The sequence below is a fragment of the Acidocella sp. C78 genome (assembly GCF_907164655.1).
In genome coordinates this window covers 92,621-111,899 of the sequence record NZ_CAJQZK010000111.1, presented here as the reverse complement: position 1 = coordinate 111,899, position 19,279 = coordinate 92,621, and the positions used below count along the sequence as shown (strand labels likewise).

The following is a 19,279-nucleotide window of genomic DNA, read 5'->3' as shown; positions in this document are numbered from 1 at the left end:
CAGTCCGGCACCCATGGCCGCGCACCCTGCACGCCCCGATCCGTCATCCGCCGCACACGCCCCCCCTGAACCGCAGGGCAATCGCGCCATCCCGCCAGACGCTGAAACGGTCGATCACCACACGCCCCCGGCCGCGGCAGGCGCCGCGCAGGGGCTCCGGCGACACCACCACGCGCGCGCCGCCACACCCGCCTTGCGCCGCGGCAGGACCGGCGAGATACAGCACACGCCCACGATCGAACCGGCACCGGCCGCCGGCGCAGACATCGGCCGCCCTGGCCACAAGCACGCGGTCATGGGCGAAGACCGGGCGCCACTGCGCCAGCGTGTAGTTGTCCGGCCGCCGGGATATGAGAACCCGCACCGCCGCGCCATCCCGCACCGCAATGAGTGACGCGGTCGGCGCGACGAGCACATCCGGCGCGCGGCCCATCATCATGCCCGCAATGCCGATCAGAACCAGCGGCGCGCCCGAGAGCCGTGCCCGGCCCCGCAGCAGGCCCAGCAGCGCCATGCCGAAGCCGAGCAGCGCGACCGGCCAGCCCGGGCTTGGCCCGATGACGATGAGGGCGTGCGGCAATGTGCCGACGAACCGGGCGACGGCCAGAATCGCGGCGATTCCCCACCCCATCGGCGCCAGCGCCAGCGCCTCGAGATGCAGCGGCATCAGCAGCAGCGCCACGATCCCCGCGGGCAGCACGATCAGCGCCGTCAGCGGCACCGCGACCAGGTTGGCGAGAATGTAGTATGGCTGCACCTGCTGGAACTGGTAGGCCGCGAAGGGCATCGACGCACCGCCGGCGAGCAGCGAGGTGAAGGCCAGTGCCGCCACATGCCGCCCGAGGCGCTGGCGCCATCCATCCCCCCTATCGCAAACCGGCGGCCCAGCGCCTCGTAGCCGGCAATCAGCGCCAGGACGGCCGAGAAACTCATCTGGAAGCTCGGGCCCGGAACCGATTGCGGCTCGATCAGGATCAGCACGAAGGCCGCCAGCGCCAGCCCGCGCAACGACAGCGCCCGGCGCCCCGCGACGATGCCAAGCAGCACCAGGCCCGCCATCGCGAGACTACGCACGATCGGAACGTGAAAGCCGGTGAGCGCCGCATAGACCAGGCCGCCGGCGAAGGCGACCAGCGAGGCGATGATCTTCGCCGGAACCCGCAGGAGCAGCGCCTCGGACAGTCCGGCCGCGAGGCGCGCCACCGTGAACAACGCGCCCATCACGATACCGACATGCAACCCGGCGACGGCGAGGATATGGGCAAGACCGGCGGTGATGAAATCCTGCCGCTCACGGGCGGGAATCGCCGACTCGAACCCGGTCAGCAAGGTCGCCGCCACCGGCCCGGTCTCCGGCGGCATGGCGTTCAGCACCCGGGCGGCGATCGCCTCGCGCAGCCGCCTCAGGGCGCCGGCCCATCCCGGCCGGCCGGCGCGGGTGATGACGACCTTGCTGACCGCGAAGCCGACCGCGCCAATCCCGGAGAAAAACTGGTCCCGCCCGAACTGAAGTTTTCACTGATTCGAAAGCAAATTCCCTGTATTTATCGGTGAACTTCGAGATCTGATTTTGCCGCTTACTGGACACGCATGGGGTCGATCCCGATCAGGGCGAAGGCGGTGGTTTGCAGCGACGTGGGGTTTGCCAGAGCGGTGAAGGTGGCGTTCGGCGCCTTGGGTAGGGAGGCGGTGTTGAGGGTCTGTGTGGCGAGATGCGCCATCAGGTCGGTGAAGCTCGAAATCGGCAGGTTCTGGTCGTTGCGGCGTCGCCCGCGCTTGCGATCGGCGGCCGGGGATATCGATGCGGGGGCAACCGGCGATGAGCGTTCAGTTTCCGCGCCTGGCCGGTCGTGATCCTGGAACAGCAGGGGCTTGAGGGCGTCGCGCAGATGCCATTCGACGTAATAGGCCATCATGCAGAGGAAGACGTGGGCACGCACCCGCGGCGAGAGCCAGTGATGCACCGGGCGGATCGCGAGATCGACCGATTTGAGGGACCGGAACGCCCGTTCCACCCGTGAGAGATCCTTGTAGGCTGACACGGCTTCGGTCTCGCTCATGACGTCCGCGCTCACACTGGTGCGGATGACATAGATGCCGTCGAGGGCCGCCTCGCGCGCGATGCTGGCGGCGTTGCGCTGGAAATCGAAGCGGCTGGCGGTGATGGTGAGATCGAAATGCTTGGCCATCTTGCGCTGGTTGATCACCGCCCCCACCGCCAGCCCGATCGCGGCCTCGCCATGAAGAGGAGCGCGTTTGCGCCGTGTCGCATCCCGGATCCGCGCCAGTTCCGTCTCGGTGGCCACGAGCAGCGCCTCGCGCTTGCGCCGTCGTTCGGTCGCCAGGGCGGCGTTGCGACAGGCGATCAGCCGCTCGCCCGGATAATCGGGCGACGTGATCGCGGCGATATCGCGCTCGTCGAACAGCGACATCTGCAGCGGTCCCTCGGCAAGATCCTGGATCTGCCCCGCGCGCAGGCAGCTGATCCAGTCCAGCCCCGCCGGCTTGATCGTCTCGCGGATCCGCGCCGTGGTGATCATTCCGCGATCACCCACCAGGACGACGCGCTCGAGATGGAACCGGCGCTTGAGTTTCTCCACCTGGGCGGCGATCGTCGCCGGATCGGCGGTGTTGCCTTCGAACACTTCCACTGCGATCGGCCGCCCCTCGCGATCGCACAGCAGACCATAGACGATCTGCGGCCGATCGGGCCGGTGATCCCGGCTGTATCCGTGGTGTGCCAGTTCGCAATGCCGGCCTTCGAGGTAGGATGAACTGACGTCGTAGAGCACCAGCGTGCCGTCGCGCAGATGGCGCCTTGCAAACTCCCGTTCGATCCGCCCCTGCTGCGTGCCCAGCCAGTCCAGCGCCGCATAGATCTCGCGCTCTTCAATGACACCGAGATCAAGCATCTGCCCGAGGCTCGATGTTGCGGTCTCCGGGTTCAGGCCGCGCAGGGTCGAGAGCTTCGATCCCGGCGCGATCACCCGGCCGGCGATCAGCGCCAGGGCGAGACTGCGCTCGCGCGACGCCCTCCGGCCCAGCAGGCGGGGTATCCCGAGCTTGCGCATCATCCCGAGTGCCGCCGCCACATGACCATGCGGCAGCGAACGCCGGATCTCCAGCGCCTGATCGGCACCACCAACCACCGCGCCACCCGCGAGCAGCGCTCGTAGGCCATCGATCAACGCGGGCGGCATCTGGCTCAGATTGGCGATGGTACGCTTGTGAACCTTCCGCCCCTCGCGGAAACTCTCCCGCAACAGCACGGCCGGCGCCGATCGGCCATTCGGAACCACATCGATGAACATAACCCGAGCGAATCACAGATCGAGTCGCACCGCAAGCCCCATTTATGGACACAAAACGCTCGCAAGAAATCAGCGCTACGCGAGGCTATCCGCCACGTTCAGGTCATTCCCAAGTAAAAACTTCAGCCCGAACGACCACCCGCCGGGATAGGCCGGGCGCGAGGGGGCGAACAGAAAGGCGCGCACATGGATAACGTCTCCGGCCGCAAGACCAAGATCGTCGCCCTTGCGAAGCTTGACCCGCACCGCGCGGGCCAGCGCAGGCCCGCCATTCAGCCGTGGCGATGCGAGTCTGACCCGGCGGCCGGTCGCGAGGAGATCGATCGAGCTGACGCGCCCGGCAACGGTGACCACGCCATGCGGCACCAGGATCGGCGGCGGCATCGCCATCGTCTGCCACTGCGCCCGACCGAAGCCGAGCGCCGCGAAAAGGGCCAGGGCGGCGATGCGCCGGAAAACCGGCCCATGCCAGCCAAAGGCAAGGCCGCCGCCCGCCACGACGATCGCCACGGGCGCGATCCACACGGGCGGTTCCCGGTCAAGATCGAAATAGAGCAGCACGCCGGCCAGCATCGCAACCGGCAGGAACAGGACGATGCGCCCGGCATAGGACGCGGTGCTATAGCCGGAAACCGGCGATTCGATCGCCGCCGGCCTCGTCGTTCTGTCGATGGTCAGTCCGGCGCCCAAAGGATGACTCAACTAAAAGTTGAGTTATCCTATTTCATCCCGGATCGTTGCGAAAGCGCAAAATCAGGCGAGCGCCGCGATGGCGAGGACGAGGGAGAGGCCTGCGATGGCGAGCGTGGCGTGAATCGCCAGCAGCAGGCCCGGAATGCGCCGCCCGCGCGAGGCGATGACGATCACGGAAAGGCCAAGGCAGAGGGCAAGCCCGAGCAGGAGTTCCGCGCCGGCGCCAAACCCGCCAAGCCCCATGCGCGGCGCCACCGGATGGCGATCCAGCGAGACGACAAGAGCCGCAAGACCAAGACTGCCGACGACGCCGTGCAGCATGGCCTTCGCGCCCGCATCGCTGGTCGGGCGCTCACCCCTGTCCCGCGTGGCGTCGAACGCCAGCCACGCACCGATCGCGGCGGCCAGCAGCAGCAATCCGAGAGCATCCGTCATGCGCGGGAAGATGGCGCCGCGATGGCGCACGCGGCAAGTGCACAACGCGGTGAGCGGGCGGATTTGGGCATCCGCCTGCGCAACCCAGCGGGTGATGCTCTGATCATCAATATCACAGAGCACGACATCAGAGCGCCGGCGGGCGGGGTCACCCGATCGGATGACGCGCCCGGTGCCGCCGGCCGGATCGCCGCGTCGTCAGGATTGCTGACGACGGAGGAATGCCGGGATATCGATGCCGATTTCCTCGTTGTGGCTGAGCCGCACGGCCGCACGCGGCTCATGCTGCTGCTGCTGCGGAAGATGGTGGGACGCGCCATCCGGCGCCCCGACATGCGGCAGGTCGCGCGGGGCCTGTTGCGGCGGATAGGACGCCTCATCCCGCGCCGGCCAGGCCGGCATCGCCGCCCGCGGCGGCTCTGCCGCCGGCTGGACGGGCTGGGGCGCGGCCGCGCTGCGGAACCCATTGGTCATCCGGCTGAACAGGCTCTGCTTGCGGGGCGGCTCGGCGGCCCGGGGCGCCTCACGATAGGCCGCCGGCGCCGAAATCGGCGCCCTTGCCGGCGCTTCCGGCTGGGCATACTGGCGCGGGGCCACAGGAGCGGCCGCAGGCTGGGGATGCAGCACCTGCGGCTGCGGCTGAGGCTGGGGCTGGGGCTGATGCAGGCCGACCGTCGGCGCGGCCGGACCGGCCGGCGCCTGAACCTGTGCCGCGACGGTGGCATTCGCCTCCACCATCACGCTGTCGCCCGACACCGCGGCAAGGCGCGGCCGCTCGGCCTGCGCGGGCACTGGCGTGTCGATCCCGGTCGCCACCACCGAAATCCGGACCCGGCTGCCGAGACTCTCGTCGAGCGCCATGCCAACCATGATGTTGGCATCCTCGTCGACTTCCTCGGCAATGCGGTTCGCCGCCTGGTCAAGCTCGTGCAGCGAGAAGTCGGAACTGCCGGTGATGTTGATCAGCAGCCCGCGCGCGCCCTTCATGTTGGTGTCTTCGAGCAGCGGATTGGAAATCGCCGCCTCCGCCGCGCGGATCGCGCGATCCTCGCCCTCGGCCTCGCCGGTGCCCATCATCGCCTTGCCCATCACCGACATCACCGAACGGATATCGGCATAGTCGAGATTCACCAGGCCCGGGACCACCATGAGGTCGGTAACGCCGCGCACGCCCATGTACAGCACATGGTCGGCCATCTCGAAGGCTTCCTTCCAGCCCGTCCGCTCGTTGGCCACCTTGAAAAGGTTCTGGTTCGGAATCACGATCAGCGTGTCGACGAACTGCTGCAGCTCGTTGATCCCGTCCTCGGCCGAACGCAGGCGGCGCCGCCCCTCGAAGGCGAAGGGCTTGGTCACCACACCGACCGTCAGGATGCCGCGCTCGCGCGCCATCCGCGCGATCACCGGCGCCGCACCCGTGCCCGTGCCGCCGCCCATGCCCGCGGTGATGAACACCATATGCGCGCCGTCGAGATGCCGTGCCAGATCTTCCGACGCCTCCTCGGCCGAGGCCTTGCCGATTTCCGGCCGCCCGCCCGCGCCATTGCCCTGGGTGATATGCGGCCCGAGCTGGATGCGGCGCTCGGCGCGCGAGAGCATCAGCTGCTGCGCGTCGGTATTGGCGACGACGAATTCCACGCCCGGCAGGTTCAGCGCGATCATGTTGTTGACCGCGTTCGTGCCGCCGCCGCCAACGCCGATCACCGTGATGCGCGGCGTGAAATCTGTCTGTGTCGTGGTCTGTCGGATCAGGTTCAGGGTCATGTCTGCGTCTCCTGGCAGGCGGGCGTGAAACGGGGGGCGGCGGGGATGCGATCGCGATCTGTCATCACATCCGCCGCACGAGAAAATTCATGAATCGGGCCAGCCGGCCCTGCGGCGCGGCGAGGCTGAAGTCGATGTCATGCATCGTCTGGCCATCGCCGGTGGCGAAGGCGAGCAGCCCGATCATCGTGGCGAAATTCGGCCCGGTGGCCGCGTCGGGCAGGCCGATCACACCGAGCGGCTTGCCGATCCGCACCTGGCGGTCGAGGATCTGCGCCGCGAGTTCGCGGGCACCGACCAGTTGCGATGCGCCGCCGGTCAGCACCACGCGCGCCCCAGCGGCGCGGCCAAGCCCGGATGTCTCGATCCGGTCGCGCACCAGCTCGAAAATCTCCTCGAGCCGCGGGCGGATGATCGAGACCAGGGCGCTGCGCGGCACCTTGGCGATCTGGTGCTCCGCCTCGCCCACGAGCGGCACGGGCAGCAATTCGCGGGCGTCGTCAGGGCTTTCCTGGCAAGTGCCATACAGCGTCTTCAGCCGCTCCGCATGCGCCACCTGGGTGGAGAGCAGCCGGGCCACGTCGTTGGTGACGTGATTGCCGCCGACCGGCAGTTGCGCCGTGTGCAGCATCTGCCCCTCGGCGAAGATCGCGATCGTCGTCGTCCCGCCGCCCATGTCGATCACGGTCGCGCCGAGTTCGCGCTCATCCTCCACCAGCGTGGCAAGGCCCGAGGCGAACGGCGCCGACACCATCGAGGCAATCTCGAGTTCGCAGCGCTCAAGACAGGCGGTGACGCTCTTGATCGCCGTGGTGGCGGCGTCGACCACGTGAAGCTGCGCGGTCAGCGTGTCGCAATAGAGGCCGCGCGGATCGGCGACGCCGCCGGTCTCGTCGGTGGAGAAATTGAGCGGCAGGGCATGGATCGTGCCGCGCCCCTCGGATGCCGCGCGGGCCCGCGCCTCGCGCACCACGCGGCGGATGTCATCCTCGGTCACGGCGCGGCCGTCGATCGGCCATTGCACGTTGAACAGCCGGCTCTCCGGCTGCCCGCAGGAGAGGTTCACCGTGACCGATTTCAGCCGCATGTCGGCCTGATCCTCGGCCGCGCCGACAGCGGCGCGGATGGCCTTCTCCGCCTCTTCCAGATCGACGATGCCGCCCGACTTCACGCCCCGCCCGCGCTGCCAGCCGAAGCCGAGCGCGCGCAGCCGTCCGTCGCTCTCGGCGCGGCCGATCAGGCAGGAAATCTTGGTCGAGCCGATATCCAGCACGCCGAACGGGCCGGAGCGCGCGGGCTGGCGGCGCGCGTCCTGCTGGCGAGGATCGGCCCGTGTCGCGGTGAGTGTCGCGCGGCGGGAGAGATCGTTCATGCCCGTGCCTCCCTCATGAATTGTGCTTCCCTGCGGCGGTCGATGGCGTTGCGGCTTCGGTCACGAAACCTTTCGGATAGGGGCGCACCACCAGCCGGTCGGCCAGCCGCAGATCGATCCGGCGCACCGGCCGCTCCAGCAGGCGGATCTTCCGCTCCGCCTGCATCAGCACGGCGAGCGCGCGCGCCGGATGGGAATCCGGCAGTTCCACAACCGTCCTGTCCCGCAGGATCAGGTTCCAGCGCAGCCGGTCGATCCGCTCGGCCGCGACGACCTTCGAAGCGATCGCGGGGAACCGCGCGAGCAGGTCGAGCAGGTCCTGCGCATGTTTCGGCGCGCCGGCGCCGACCAGCAACCGCAGGCTCGGGTCATGCACGCGTGCCGCGCCAGCGTCGCGATCCTCCAGCACGGCGCCGCCGGGGCCGACCAGCGCGAAACGTCCGTCCGGCCGCTGCCAGATCGCGAGGGCGCGGCGCTCGGTTACCTCGATCCGCAACGTGTTCGGCAGCACGCGCTCGACCACGGCGGTGCGGACAAGGCCCAGCGCGCCGACCCGCGCCGCCACCGCCGCCGGCGAGACCGCAAAGATCGGCTGGCCCCGCTCGACGTCGATGACCCGCTCGACCACGGCGCGCGAGCCCGGCGCCACGCCCTGCAACTCGATATGGGCAACACGGAATCCGGCGTCCGCCGCCAGGCTCGCCGCCGCCGCGCGCACGGGCCGGACCACGGCGACCACGCCGCGCAAGCCGAGCGGCACCGCGATCAGCAGAAGAACGACGACGCCCAGCACCGCCGTCGGCCGCCCCGCCCGCCGCAACCGGCGCAGCAGCAGGGTGCGCGGGCTCGGCCGGTCCTGCACCTTGGTCTTGCGCGACCTCACACGCGGCATGCGGCGTTCTCCACCATCCAGGCGCACAGCGCGGGGAAATCGATGCCGCAATGGGCCGCCTGCTCGGGCAGCAGCGAGGTCGGCGTCATGCCCGGCTGGGTGTTCACCTCCAGCAGCACCAGCCGGTTCGTTTCGTCATCATATCTGAAATCCGCGCGCGTCGCCCCACGGCAGCCAAGCGCCCGATGCGCCGCGACCGCGACATCCCGCGCCCGCGCGCCGACCGCGGGCGTCACCTGCGCGGGAATCTCGTGTCGCGAGGCGCCGGCCGCGTATTTCGCCGTATAGTCGTAAAACCCCTCGGCGCGGATTTCAGTGACGGCCAGCGCCCGGTCCTCGAGCACGGATACGGTGAGTTCCCGCCCGGGGACATATTCCTCGGCCATCGCCACCGCTCCGTGGCGCCAGGCATGCGCGATGTCGGCACGGCGATTATCGCCGTCGCGCAGGATGAACACGCCGACCGACGAGCCCTCGTTCACCGGCTTGATGACATAGGGCCGCGGCAGCGGATCGGCCGCCGCGAGTTCGTCGAGCGGGACGATGCGGTGCCGCGCCAGCGGCAGGCCGGCGGCGGCGAAAACCGCCTTGGCTGCGCCCTTGTCCATCGCCATCGACGATGCCCGCACGCCGGAATGGGTATAGGGGATACCCATGTAGTCGAGCACGCCCTGGATCGTCCCGTCCTCGCCGAAACGGCCATGCAACGCGTTGAACACAGCGTCCGGCGCCGGCGTCAGCGCCGCGATCACCGCGCCGAGATCGGCGCCGACCTCGATCTCGAACACGTCATATCCGGCCTGGCGCAGCGCCGCCGCGACCTGCCGTCCGGAAGCGAGGCTGACCTCGCGCTCCTCCGAAATGCCCCCGAGCAGGATCGCGACGCGCTTCATGCCGCCCCCCGGCCCGGCAGGCCGACCCGGCGGATTTCCCAGATCAGCTCGATGCCGGTCAGCTCGCGCACGCGCCGGCGCACCGTCTCGCCCAGCCCTTCAATATCCGCAGCCGTCGCCTCGCCGAGATTGATCAGGAAATTGCAGTGCTTTTCCGAAACCTGGGCGCCGCCGTGAACGAGCCCGCGGCAGCCCGCCTCGTCGATCAGCCGCCAGGCCTTGTCGCCCTCGGGGTTGCGGAAGGTCGAGCCGCCCGTTCGCGCCCGCACCGGCTGCGTCGCCTCGCGGCTCGCGCGGATCTCCGCCATCCGCGCCGCGATCGCCGCCGCGTCGCCCGGCCGCGCGTGCAGCCGCGCCCGCACCACGATCCCGCCCTCCGGCAGCCGCGCGTGCCGGTAGGTCAGCGCGAGATCGCCAGCGGCATAGCGCGCCACCGTCCCGTCCGCCCGACGATCTCGGCCCAGTCCAGAACATCGCGGATCTCCGCGCCATAGGCGCCGGCATTCATCGCCACGGCGCCACCGAGCGAGCCCGGAATGCCAGAGAGGAATTCGAGTCCCGCGAGCCCCGCCGCCGCCGCATGCTCGGCGATCGTCGCGTCGAGCGCCGCCGCCCCGCCACGATTCCATCCGGCTGAACCTCGATTTCGGCGAATCCGCGACCAGCCGCACGATCACACCCCGATCCCGCCATCCCGCACGATGAGGTTGGACGCGGCGCCGATCGGCAGCACCGGCACTTCCGGCGCGAGGGCGGCGAGAAAACGGCTCAGATCCTCGATATCGGCGGGGCGGAACATCACCTCCGCCGGCCCGCCGACGCGGAACCACGTCACCGGCCGAGCGGCACATCGAAGCCGATGCGTCCGCGCACCGCCGGCAGCGCGGCGCGCCAGTCGGCCATGACCGGTGCCGCCATCATCGCATGCCCCCGGCGCCGCGGCGGGTGGTCTCGATCAGCGCCTGCAACTGGTTGGGCAGCGCCTGCGCCCAGTTGGTGATCGACCCGGCGCCGAGGCACACCACGTAATCGCCGGCACGCGCCATCGCGTTGATCATCTCGGCCAGATGATCGGGGCTGCCGAGCGAGACGACCGATTTGTGGCCACGCGCCCGCAGCCCCTCCACCAGCGCGTCCCGGTCGATGCCCGGAATCGGCTCCTCGCCCGCCGGGTAGACATCGGCGACGATCACCTTGCCCGCATCGTTCATGCAGGTGCAGAAATCCTCGAACAGCGTGGCCAGCCGCGAATAGCGATGCGGCTGCACCACCGCGATCACGTCCCTCGCCCCGGCCTGCCGCGCCGCCCGCAGCACCGCCGCGATCTCGACCGGGTGATGGCCGTAATCGTCGATCACGGTAATGCCGGCCACCTCGCCGGTCTTGGTGAACCGCCGCTTCACGCCGCGGAAACTCGCCAGCGCCGCGCGCAGATCGACCTCCGGCACCTCCATCTCGATGCCGATCGCGATCGCCGCCAGCGCGTTCTGGACGTTATGGTTGCCAAGCATCGGCAGGCGAATCGGCGCGAGCACCCGCTCGCGCCCGGCCACGCGTTCGGACAGGCGCACCTCGAATGTCGCGCCATTGCGGTCGGACATGATCCGCTCCGCCCGCACATCCGCCTGCGGCGACAGGCCGTAGGTGATCAGCCGGTGATCCGACAGGTCCGGAATCATCCGCTGTACGCCGGGATGATCGATGCACAGGACCGCAAACCCGTAGAACGGGATGTTCGAGACGAACTGGCGATATCCCGCCTCCATCGCCTCGGCGGAGCCCCAATGGTCGAGGTGCTCGGGGTCCATGTTGGTGACGACCGCGATCACCGCCGGCAGGCGGAGAAAGCTGCCATCGCTCTCATCGGCCTCGACCACCATCCAGTCGCCGCCGCCGAGCCGCGCATTGGTGCCATAGGCGTTGATGATCCCGCCATTGATCACGGTCGGGTCGAGCCCCGCGCCTTCCAGCACGGCGGCGACCAGGCTCGTCGTCGTCGTCTTGCCATGGGTGCCGCCGATCGCGACCGACCAGCGCAGCCGCATCAGCTCGCCCAGCATCTCGGCGCGCCGCACCACCGGGATCATCCGCTTGCGCGCCGCCTGCACCTCGGGATTGTCGCGCGGCACCGCGGTCGACACCACAACGACCTGCGCGCTGCCGAGATTCCCCGCGTCATGCCCGATCGCGACCGGAATCCCGGCCGCGCGCAGGCGCGCGACATTGGCGTTTTCCGAAAGGTCCGACCCCTGCACCGAATAGCCGAGATTGTGCAGCACCTCGGCGATGCCGGACATGCCGATCCCGGCAATGCCGACGAAATGGATCGTCCCGATCGATAGCGGCATGGCCCTCATCGCACGCGCTCCGCGATTGCCGAAAGAACAAGATCGGCCAGCCGCGCCGCCGCCCCCTCGATCCGCGCGCCGGTCGACGCCTCGGCCATCGCCGCGAGGCGGGCCGGGTCCTCAAGCAGGGTGCCGAGCGCGCGGGCCAGAAGTTCGGGCGTCGTTGTCGCCTGGTCGAGCCGGAGCGCGCCGCCGCACCGCGCGAGAACATCGGCATTGTGCCGCTGGTCGGTGTTGATCGCGAGCGGAATGAAGATCGCCGGCCGCCCGATCGTCGCCACCTCGGCGACGGTCGATCCGCCGGAGCGCGCAATCAGCAGTTGCGCCGCCGCCATGCGCGGCGCCACATCGCTGAAGAAGGGCGCCAGCTCATGCCCGATCCCCGCGGCATCGAGCGCGCCGCGCGCTTCGCCGATCGCCTCAGCCGGACACTGCATGGTCAGCACGATCCGCCGGCGCAACGCCTCGGGCAGCAGCGCCAGCGCCGCCGGCACAAGGGCGGCGAACACGCGTGCGCCGAGCGAGCCGCCCAGCACGAGCAGCCGGATAGTCCCTCCGTTCGTGGTCCCCCCGGGCGTCGTCTCCCCGGGCGGCGCATAGGGCGATGCGGCAAGCGCCGAGATGGCGGCGCGCACCGGATTGCCGGTAACGGTCGCGCGCGCCCTTGCGGGCAGCCCCGCGGTGGCTTCGAAACTCAGCGCGATATGGTCGGCGAACCGCGCGAGGAAGCGGTTGGCGCCGCCAAGCACCGCGTTCTGGTCGTGCAGCACGATGGCGGGGCGCCGCCGCAGCGTCGCCGCCGCGAGAACCGGCGGCACCGAGGGATAGCCGCCGAACCCGACAACGGCGGCGGCATCGAGTTTCGCGAGAATGCGCCGCGCCGCGCCCGTGCCGCGCGCGAGTTGCGCCATACCGGACAGGCGGCGCCCAAGGCTTCGCCCCGCCAGCCCGGCGCCGGCCAGAACATGCCTCTCGCAGCCCTCGAACACCGGCGACTTGAGCGCGGCGGACCGTGCATCGGTCATCAGCACGATCCGCTGGCCGCGCCGCATGAGTTCATCGGCCACCGACTCCGCCGGAACCATGTGGCCACCGGTGCCGCCTGCCGCGATGACGATCGGATGCAGCATCGCGCCCCTCATGCCACCCGGTCCTGCGCGCCAAAGCTGAACAGCCCGTCCGCCGCACTCTCGGCATGCGACCGGCGCCGCGTCAGGGCCAGCAGGAAGCCCATTTGCAAGCCCGTCGCCAGCACTGCGGAGCCGCCATAGGACAGGAAGGGCAGCGTCATTCCCTTGGTCGGAATCATCGACAGCGACGACGCCATGTTGATGAAGGCCTGCAAGCCGAAACTGGTCAGCAGACCCGTCGCGGCAAGGGCGGCGAACGGATCGGTCTCGCGCAGCACCCGCGCGAGGCCGCGAAGCACGATCACGGCGTAAAGCGCGATGATGCCGAGGCAAAGAAACATGCCGAACTCTTCTCCCGCCACCGCGAACACGAAATCGGCGCGCGCATCCGGCAGGTAATGTTTCACCTGCCCCTCGCCCGGCCCGCGCCCCCAGAGGCCGCCATTGGCGAAGGCCGACAGCGCGGTGATCGCCTGGTAGGCCTTGTCCTTCGTCGGGTGCAGGAACAGCATCACCCGCTTGTGGACATGCGCGATCAGCTCGAAGGCGGCGATCCCGCCGATCCCGAACCCGGCAAGACCGAGACCGACAAAGGCGGGATTCAGTCCATCGAGGAAAAGCTGGACAAAGAACGTCGCCAGCACGAGCGCGGTGGTCCCGACATCCGGCTGGCGCAACAGGATCAGCACGACGATGGCGTTCAGCCCCACCGCCGCGAACATGCCCGGAAACCCCGGCGTGCGGCGCCGTTCGGCCAGCAGCCACGCCGAGGCGATCACGAGCGCCGGCTTGAGGAACTCCGAGGGCTGGATGGTAAAGCCCGGCAGCGCGATCCAGCGCCGTCCGCCATCCACAACGACGCCATGGACCAGGGTGAAGCCGGTCAGCACCAGAAACACCACCCCGATCGCGAGCGCCGCGAGCTTCACATGGTGCAGGTCGAGCATCGAGACGCCGACCATCAGCAGGCCCGAGGCGAACAGATAGACGATCTGGCGGACCATCACGATCGTGTTCGGATCGTCGAGCGACAGGCTGTTCGCCGGCGTCGCCGCGAAGGCGAGCACATAGCCCACGCCCACCAGCAACAGCAGGGCGGTGAGCATGACGCGGTCGACGCTCCACCACCACCGTCCGACGACCGAATCATCCGCGCGGGAAAGGACGGGCATTACATCGCCTCCATCTGACCGAGGCGCATGGCCAGTTCGGCGAAGCGCCGCCCCCGCGCGGCATAATCGGTGAACTGGTCGAAGCTCGCCGCTGCCGGCGAGAGCAGCACCGTGCCGGCGCCCATATGCCGCGCCGCCGCGAAGGCGGCGGGAACCGCGCGTTCGAGCGTCTGCGCGTGTTCGAACGATACACCCGCGTCACCGAGCGTCGCCGCGAAGATGGCCGCATCGCGACCGATCAGCACCGCATGGGCAATGCGGGAGAACCACGGCGCCAGCGATTCGATGCCGCCGTCCTTGCCGATTCCGCCGGCGATCCAGACCAGGCGGTCATGGCAGTCGAGCGCCCGTGCCGCCGACTCGGCGTTGGTCGCCTTGCTGTCATCGATGAAGGCGACGCCCGCAACCGTGGTGACGAGGCGCTGGCGATGCGGCAGGCCGGGAAAGGACCGCATCGCCCCGCCGATGGCCTCGCGCGGCACGCCGAGCGCGAGCGCGATCGCCGCCGCGGCGGCCGCGTTCTGCGCGTTGTGCGTGCCGGGGAGCGCGCCGGCCGCGTCGAGATCGGCGATGACACCGGCATGATCGACCAGCATCCGGCCGCGCGCGAAAATATCCGCGGCCCGGCTGCCGGAAATCCGCACGACTCGTCCCGCGTTTCCCTCGAATCGGTCGGCCATCGCCGCCGTCAGGGCGTCGTCGATTCCGAACACGGCAACATCCCCCGCCGCCTGCCCGGCAAAAAGCCGAGACTTTGCAGCTTCATATCCCGCCATATTGCCATGGCGGTCGAGGTGATCGGGGGTCAGATTCAGCATTGCTCCAGCACAGAAGCGCATGTTTTCGATTCGCTCCAACATGTAGCTGGACATTTCGAGCACATAGACGCCGTCATCGCCGAGCGGTGGCAGGGCGAGCGCGGCCGGCCCCAGATTGCCCCCCGCCGCAACCTCGACCCCCGCCTCGGCGAGGATATGCGCAAGCAGCGCCGTGGTGGTGGACTTGCCGTTGGTGCCGGTGATGCCGACGAACCGCGCAGCGCTTCCCGAGCAGCGAACGGCCCGGAACAGCAATTCGGCATCGGTCAGAATCGGCACGCCGGCCGCGATGGCCGCCGCCGCCTCGGGGTGCGGCGCCGGCAGCGCGTGCGGAATGCCCGGCGAAAGCACCAGCCCGTCGAGACGCGATGCCGCGCTCGGCCGGCCGAGCGCGAAGCCCTCGGCGGCGGCGGCGCCGCGCCGCGCCGCGTTATCGTCCCACGCGATGACCTCGGCCCCCATATCCCGGAGCGCCCGCGCCGCCGGCAAACCATTCACCCCGAGCCCCATCACCGCGTAATGCCGCCCCGCGAACACCGGTTTCCACGTTTTCACTGGCGCGCTCATCGGATTTTCAGGGTCGCGAGGCCCATCAGCGCGAGGATCATCGCGACGATCCAGAACCGGATCACCACGGTCGGCTCGGCCCAGCCCTTCTTTTCGAAATGGTGATGCAGCGGCGCCATCAGGAACACGCGCCGCCCCGTCCTTTTATACCAGAACACCTGCACGATGACCGAAACGGTCTCGACGACGAAGAGTCCGCCGGTGATCGCCAGCACGATCTCGTTCTTGGTCGCCACCGCCACCGAGCCCAGCGCGCCGCCGAGCGCGAGCGAGCCGGTATCGCCCATGAACACGGCGGCGGGCGGCGCGTTGAACCAGAGAAAACCCATGCCCGCGCCGATCAGCGCCGAGCAGAACACGGCCAGTTCTCCCGTTCCGGGCACGAAATTGATTTCGAGGTAATGCGCGAAGATCCGGTTGCCGACCAGATAGGCGATCAGCGCGAACACGCCGGCGGCGATGATCGTCGGCACGATGGCGAGTCCATCGAGTCCGTCCGTCAGGTTCACCGCGTTGGACGCGCCCATCATCACGAACATCGCAACCAGCGGAAACAGCGGTCCGAACGGGATCATCAGATTCTTGAACATCGGCACGGCGAGCGAATCGGCGATCGAGCCCGGCATCAGCCGGGTGATCCACACCGCAGCACCCAGCCCGAGCGCGGCCTGCACGACGAGCTTGATCCGCCCTGGCACGCCCTTGGTGTTGCGCTTGGTGAGCTTGAGAAAATCATCGGCGAAGCCGAGCGCGCCATAGCCGATGGTGATCATCAGCACCGCCCAGACATAGCCGTTGCGCGGATCGGCCCAGAGCAGCGTGGAGACGGTCAGCGCGATCAGGATCAGGAAGCCGCCCATCGTGGGCGTGCCCTTCTTCTCGATCAGATGACGTTCCGGCCCATCGGCACGGATCGGCTGGCCCTGCTTCTGGAGCGATTTGAGCCAGCGGATCAGCCCTGGCCCCAGCAGGAAACTCACGATCAACGCCGTCAGGCACGCGCCGCCCGCGCGGAACGTGATGTAACGGAACAGGTTCAGGACATGGAAGGCCGAGACATGCGGCAGAAGCAACGCGTAAAGCATCAGAATTCATCCTCGAGCGCCGCGACCACATCACGCATCCGCGACCCGTAGCTCCCCTTCACCAGAACCGCGTCGCCCTCGGCAAGAGCCGCGCGCACCGCCGGCGCGAGGGCGGCGGCATCGGCCGCCCAGGCGCCCCGCTGGCGCTGCGGCAGGGCATCGAACATCACGCGCATATGTGGCCCGCAGGCAAAAACGAGATCGGCGACGCCGGCCACCGGTGCTGCGAGATCACGATGCTCGGCATCGGCGAAGTCGCCGAGTTCGAGCATGTCGCCGAGCACGGCGATGCGCCGGCCGGGCAGCAGGGCGAGAACCTCGAGCGCCGCGCGGACGGAATTGCCCGAGGCGTTGTAGCTTTCGTCGAGCAGCGTGACGCTCGCGCCATTGACGATCGCCCGACGCCGCGCCCCGCGGCCGGCCATGGGCGCAAATCCGTCGAGCGCCGCGGCCGCCCGCGCCGGGTCGAGCCCGAGCGCCGCCGCCGCCGCCAACGCCGCCACCGCATTCATCGCCATGTGTGTCCCCGGCGCGGCGAGGTGGCACCGGAGCGGGATGCGCAGGATATTCGCCGCCACCGCAACCCCGTCGGCATCGTTCACCGCCTCGATCAACATGGCTTCGGCGTGTTCGTCCGCACCGAAGCTGATCACGCTCACGCCATCCCCCGCCCGGCGCGCAAGCCGCGGCAGGAACGGCCCGCGCGGCAGCACGGCGGCGCCGCCCGGCACCAGGCCGCGCAGCAAATCCGCCTTCTCGTCGGCGATCGCCTCGATGGAGCCCATCAGCCCCAGATGCGCCGATCCGATCGCGGTGATGATACCGACATGCGGCCGCGCGAGGGCTGCAAGCGGCGCGATCTCGCCCGGATGGTTCATGCCGATTTCCACCACCGCGAAATCCGCATCGGCCGGCAGCCGCGCGAGGGTCAGCGGCACGCCGATATGGTTGTTGAACGACGCCTCGGCCGCATGGGTGGCGCCGAACGCGGCGAGGATGCGCCGCAGCATCTCCTTGGTGGTGGACTTGCCGACCGACCCGGTCACCGCGACCACCCGCGCCCGGCTGCGCGCCCGGCCGAATGCGCCGAGCGCGGTCAGCGCGGCCTGCACATCCTCGACGAGCAATGCCGGCCCGGCGCCGACATCGCGCGACACGAGCACGCATGAAGCGCCCCGCGCCTCGGCATCGGGCACGAAATCATGCCCGTCGCGGGCATCCGACAAGGCGACGAACAACTCGCCCGGCGCGATCGTCCGGCTGTCGATCGAGACACCGGCAGCCGCCGCCTCGCCGCGCAGCCAGGTGCCGCTGGTGGCGGCGGCAAGGTCGCGCGCGGTCCACAAGGCGTTCATGCCGCGAGGTCCCTGATCACCGCCGCATCGTCGAAGGGCAGCACCACATCGCCGACGATCTGCCCGCTCTCGTGCCCCTTGCCGGCCACGGCCAACACATCGCCCGCCCGCAATTCGTCAAGCCCTGCCGCAATCGCGGCGCGCCGGTCGCCGATCTCGCGCGCGTCCGGGCAGGCCGCCAGAATTTCCGCGCGGATCGCGGCGGGACCCTCGCTGCGCGGATTGTCGTCGGTGACGATGGCGACATCGGCGAGCCGGGCGGCCACTTCGCCCATCAGTCTCCGCTTGCCGCGATCGCGATCGCCGCCGGCGCCGAACACGAGCACCAGCCGCCCCGCCGCGTGCGGACGCAGCGCGATCAGCAGCCGCTCCAGCGCATCCGGCGTATGGGCGTAATCGACATAGGCGGCCGCCCCGTTCGGCAGCACCGCCGCGCGTTCCAGCCGCCCGCGCACCGGCGCGAGGCCCGGCAGCAGGCCGAGCGGGTCGGATACGCCGGCGGCGCGCGCGAGTCCGGCGGCGAGCAACGCGTTATCCGCCTGGAACCGCCCCGGAAGCGGCAGGTCGATCTCGCGTGTCACGCCGCCTTGCGCCACCGACAGCACCTGACCCGACGGCGTCGCGGCGATGCCGCGCAGATCGAACAGATTGCCGCCCGCGCCCACCGTCGCGAAATCCAGCCGCCGCGCCTGCGCGATCTCGCGCAGCGCCGCCAGCGTTGCAGTGTCCAGATCCGCCATCGCCACCGCGGGCGCGCCGGGCTGGCACAGCTCGTCGAACAGGCGCAGCTTGGCCTTGCGATACGACGCCATGTCGCCGTGGTAGTCGAGATGATCGCGCGTCAGGTTGCTGAACCCGGCGGCGGCGAAACGCACCCCGTGCAGGCGGAACTGGTCGAGCCCGTGCGAGGAGGCCTCGAGCGCGACGGTGTCGATGCCGGCAGCCCGCAACATGGCAAGGGTTCCGGCCAGCGTCACCGGGTCCGGCGTGGTCAGGCTCGTCCCCGGCGCGAAGCCGGGCGCGATCAGCCCGAGCGTGCCGAGCGAGGCGGCTTTCCTGCCGCTGGCGGCGCTCATCTGGCGGATGAAATCCACCGTCGAGGTCTTGCCGTTGGTTCCCGTCACGCCGAGGATCGTCTCCGGCGGCGGCCCGGCCAGCGTCGCCGCGATCTCGGCGAGGCGCCGCCGCGGTTCGGCATCCTCGATCAGCGGGCGTGGCGGCACGCCCGGCGGCCAGCGCGTGCCAGCGGGCGCCAGCACCGCGGCAGCACCGCGCGAAACCGCCTCGGCAATGAAATCGCGCCCATCGGCGCGCGCGCCCGGCAGGGCCGCGAAGATCATGCCCTCGCGCACGGCGCGGCTGTCGGCGGTGATCCCCGAAAACGCGGCCTCCCGCGGCAGGGTCCAGCCCGGCGCGGCGCCGTAACGTGCAAGACCGTCCATCA

17 protein-coding genes and 1 pseudogene are annotated in these 19,279 nt (G+C 69.7%); 1 reads left to right on the top strand and 17 read right to left on the bottom strand.

The features are described from left to right. Positions 1-43 precede the first annotated feature (43 nt). Together ACIDOCELLA78_RS83080 and ACIDOCELLA78_RS83075 are read right to left on the bottom strand one after the other, a co-directional pair. Positions 44-823, bottom strand: a complete 780-nt coding sequence (locus tag ACIDOCELLA78_RS83080; RefSeq protein WP_283770812.1) for a ComEC/Rec2 family competence protein — start codon at positions 821-823, stop codon at positions 44-46. Further along, positions 712-1,374, bottom strand: a complete 663-nt coding sequence (locus tag ACIDOCELLA78_RS83075) for a ComEC/Rec2 family competence protein (RefSeq protein WP_283770809.1) — start codon at positions 1,372-1,374, stop codon at positions 712-714. The genes ACIDOCELLA78_RS83080 and ACIDOCELLA78_RS83075 overlap by 112 nt, the downstream gene beginning before the upstream one ends. Here ACIDOCELLA78_RS83075 and ACIDOCELLA78_RS83070 point away from each other — a divergent pair. After that, a complete protein-coding gene (locus tag ACIDOCELLA78_RS83070) occupies positions 1,361-1,510 on the top strand; it encodes a hypothetical protein (RefSeq protein ID WP_249675051.1) in 150 nt (49 codons plus the stop codon). The genes ACIDOCELLA78_RS83075 and ACIDOCELLA78_RS83070 overlap by 14 nt on opposite strands. 67 nt (positions 1,511-1,577) lie before the next feature. On the opposite strand, the gene ACIDOCELLA78_RS83065 is transcribed toward ACIDOCELLA78_RS83070, so the two are convergent. The 15 genes and pseudogenes from ACIDOCELLA78_RS83065 to ACIDOCELLA78_RS82995 all read right to left on the bottom strand — a co-directional run bounded on the left by ACIDOCELLA78_RS83065 (position 1,578) and on the right by ACIDOCELLA78_RS82995 (position 19,277). Further along, the gene (locus tag ACIDOCELLA78_RS83065; RefSeq protein ID WP_201727483.1) at positions 1,578-3,311 is read right to left on the bottom strand and encodes an IS1634 family transposase; all 1,734 of its coding nucleotides are present in this window, start codon (positions 3,309-3,311) and stop codon (positions 1,578-1,580) included. A gap of 75 nt (positions 3,312-3,386) precedes the next feature. Further along, complete coding sequence (locus ACIDOCELLA78_RS83060; protein ID WP_249675049.1) at positions 3,387-4,013, bottom strand: DUF4131 domain-containing protein; 627 nt, start codon at positions 4,011-4,013, stop codon at positions 3,387-3,389. A gap of 51 nt (positions 4,014-4,064) precedes the next feature. After that, on the bottom strand, positions 4,065-4,439 hold the full coding sequence (locus ACIDOCELLA78_RS83055) for a hypothetical protein (protein ID WP_201727816.1): 375 nt from the start codon (positions 4,437-4,439) through the stop codon (positions 4,065-4,067). Between the two features lie 198 nt (positions 4,440-4,637). Then, positions 4,638-6,203, bottom strand: coding sequence for a cell division protein FtsZ (ftsZ, locus tag ACIDOCELLA78_RS83050; RefSeq protein ID WP_201727765.1), 1,566 nt, complete (start codon positions 6,201-6,203; stop codon positions 4,638-4,640). A gap of 64 nt (positions 6,204-6,267) precedes the next feature. Next, positions 6,268-7,575, bottom strand: coding sequence for a cell division protein FtsA (ftsA, locus tag ACIDOCELLA78_RS83045; protein WP_201727764.1), 1,308 nt, complete (start codon positions 7,573-7,575; stop codon positions 6,268-6,270). Between the two features lie 13 nt (positions 7,576-7,588). Further along, the gene (locus tag ACIDOCELLA78_RS83040) at positions 7,589-8,467 is read right to left on the bottom strand and encodes a cell division protein FtsQ/DivIB (protein WP_201727763.1); all 879 of its coding nucleotides are present in this window, start codon (positions 8,465-8,467) and stop codon (positions 7,589-7,591) included. Further along, positions 8,455-9,360, bottom strand: coding sequence for a D-alanine--D-alanine ligase (locus ACIDOCELLA78_RS83035; RefSeq protein ID WP_201727762.1), 906 nt, complete (start codon positions 9,358-9,360; stop codon positions 8,455-8,457). The genes ACIDOCELLA78_RS83040 and ACIDOCELLA78_RS83035 overlap by 13 nt, the downstream gene beginning before the upstream one ends. Beyond that, positions 9,357-10,281 (bottom strand): annotated as a pseudogene (murB, locus tag ACIDOCELLA78_RS83030) (UDP-N-acetylmuramate dehydrogenase). The gene ACIDOCELLA78_RS83035 and the pseudogene murB overlap by 4 nt, the downstream one beginning before the upstream one ends. Further along, positions 10,278-11,717: a UDP-N-acetylmuramate--L-alanine ligase gene (murC, locus tag ACIDOCELLA78_RS83025; protein WP_201727761.1), complete on the bottom strand. Its 1,440-nt coding sequence runs from the start codon at positions 11,715-11,717 to the stop codon at positions 10,278-10,280. Before murC ends, murB begins: the two are co-directional and overlap by 4 nt. Beyond that, complete coding sequence (gene murG, locus ACIDOCELLA78_RS83020; protein ID WP_201727760.1) at positions 11,714-12,850, bottom strand: undecaprenyldiphospho-muramoylpentapeptide beta-N-acetylglucosaminyltransferase; 1,137 nt, start codon at positions 12,848-12,850, stop codon at positions 11,714-11,716. Before murG ends, murC begins: the two co-directional genes overlap by 4 nt. Then, a complete protein-coding gene (locus tag ACIDOCELLA78_RS83015) occupies positions 12,847-14,010 on the bottom strand; it encodes an FtsW/RodA/SpoVE family cell cycle protein (RefSeq protein ID WP_201727759.1) in 1,164 nt (387 codons plus the stop codon). Before ACIDOCELLA78_RS83015 ends, murG begins: the two co-directional genes overlap by 4 nt. Continuing rightward, complete coding sequence (gene murD / locus ACIDOCELLA78_RS83010; RefSeq protein ID WP_201727758.1) at positions 14,010-15,395, bottom strand: UDP-N-acetylmuramoyl-L-alanine--D-glutamate ligase; 1,386 nt, start codon at positions 15,393-15,395, stop codon at positions 14,010-14,012. The genes ACIDOCELLA78_RS83015 and murD overlap by 1 nt, the downstream gene beginning before the upstream one ends. Continuing rightward, complete coding sequence (gene mraY, locus ACIDOCELLA78_RS83005; protein WP_201727757.1) at positions 15,392-16,480, bottom strand: phospho-N-acetylmuramoyl-pentapeptide-transferase; 1,089 nt, start codon at positions 16,478-16,480, stop codon at positions 15,392-15,394. Before mraY ends, murD begins: the two co-directional genes overlap by 4 nt. Beyond that, entirely contained in the window at positions 16,480-17,835 is a 1,356-nt protein-coding gene (murF, locus tag ACIDOCELLA78_RS83000) for a UDP-N-acetylmuramoyl-tripeptide--D-alanyl-D-alanine ligase (RefSeq protein ID WP_201727756.1), read from the bottom strand. The genes mraY and murF overlap by 1 nt, the downstream gene beginning before the upstream one ends. After that, complete coding sequence (locus ACIDOCELLA78_RS82995) at positions 17,832-19,277, bottom strand: UDP-N-acetylmuramoyl-L-alanyl-D-glutamate--2,6-diaminopimelate ligase (protein WP_201727755.1); 1,446 nt, start codon at positions 19,275-19,277, stop codon at positions 17,832-17,834. Before ACIDOCELLA78_RS82995 ends, murF begins: the two co-directional genes overlap by 4 nt. Positions 19,278-19,279 lie beyond the last annotated feature (2 nt).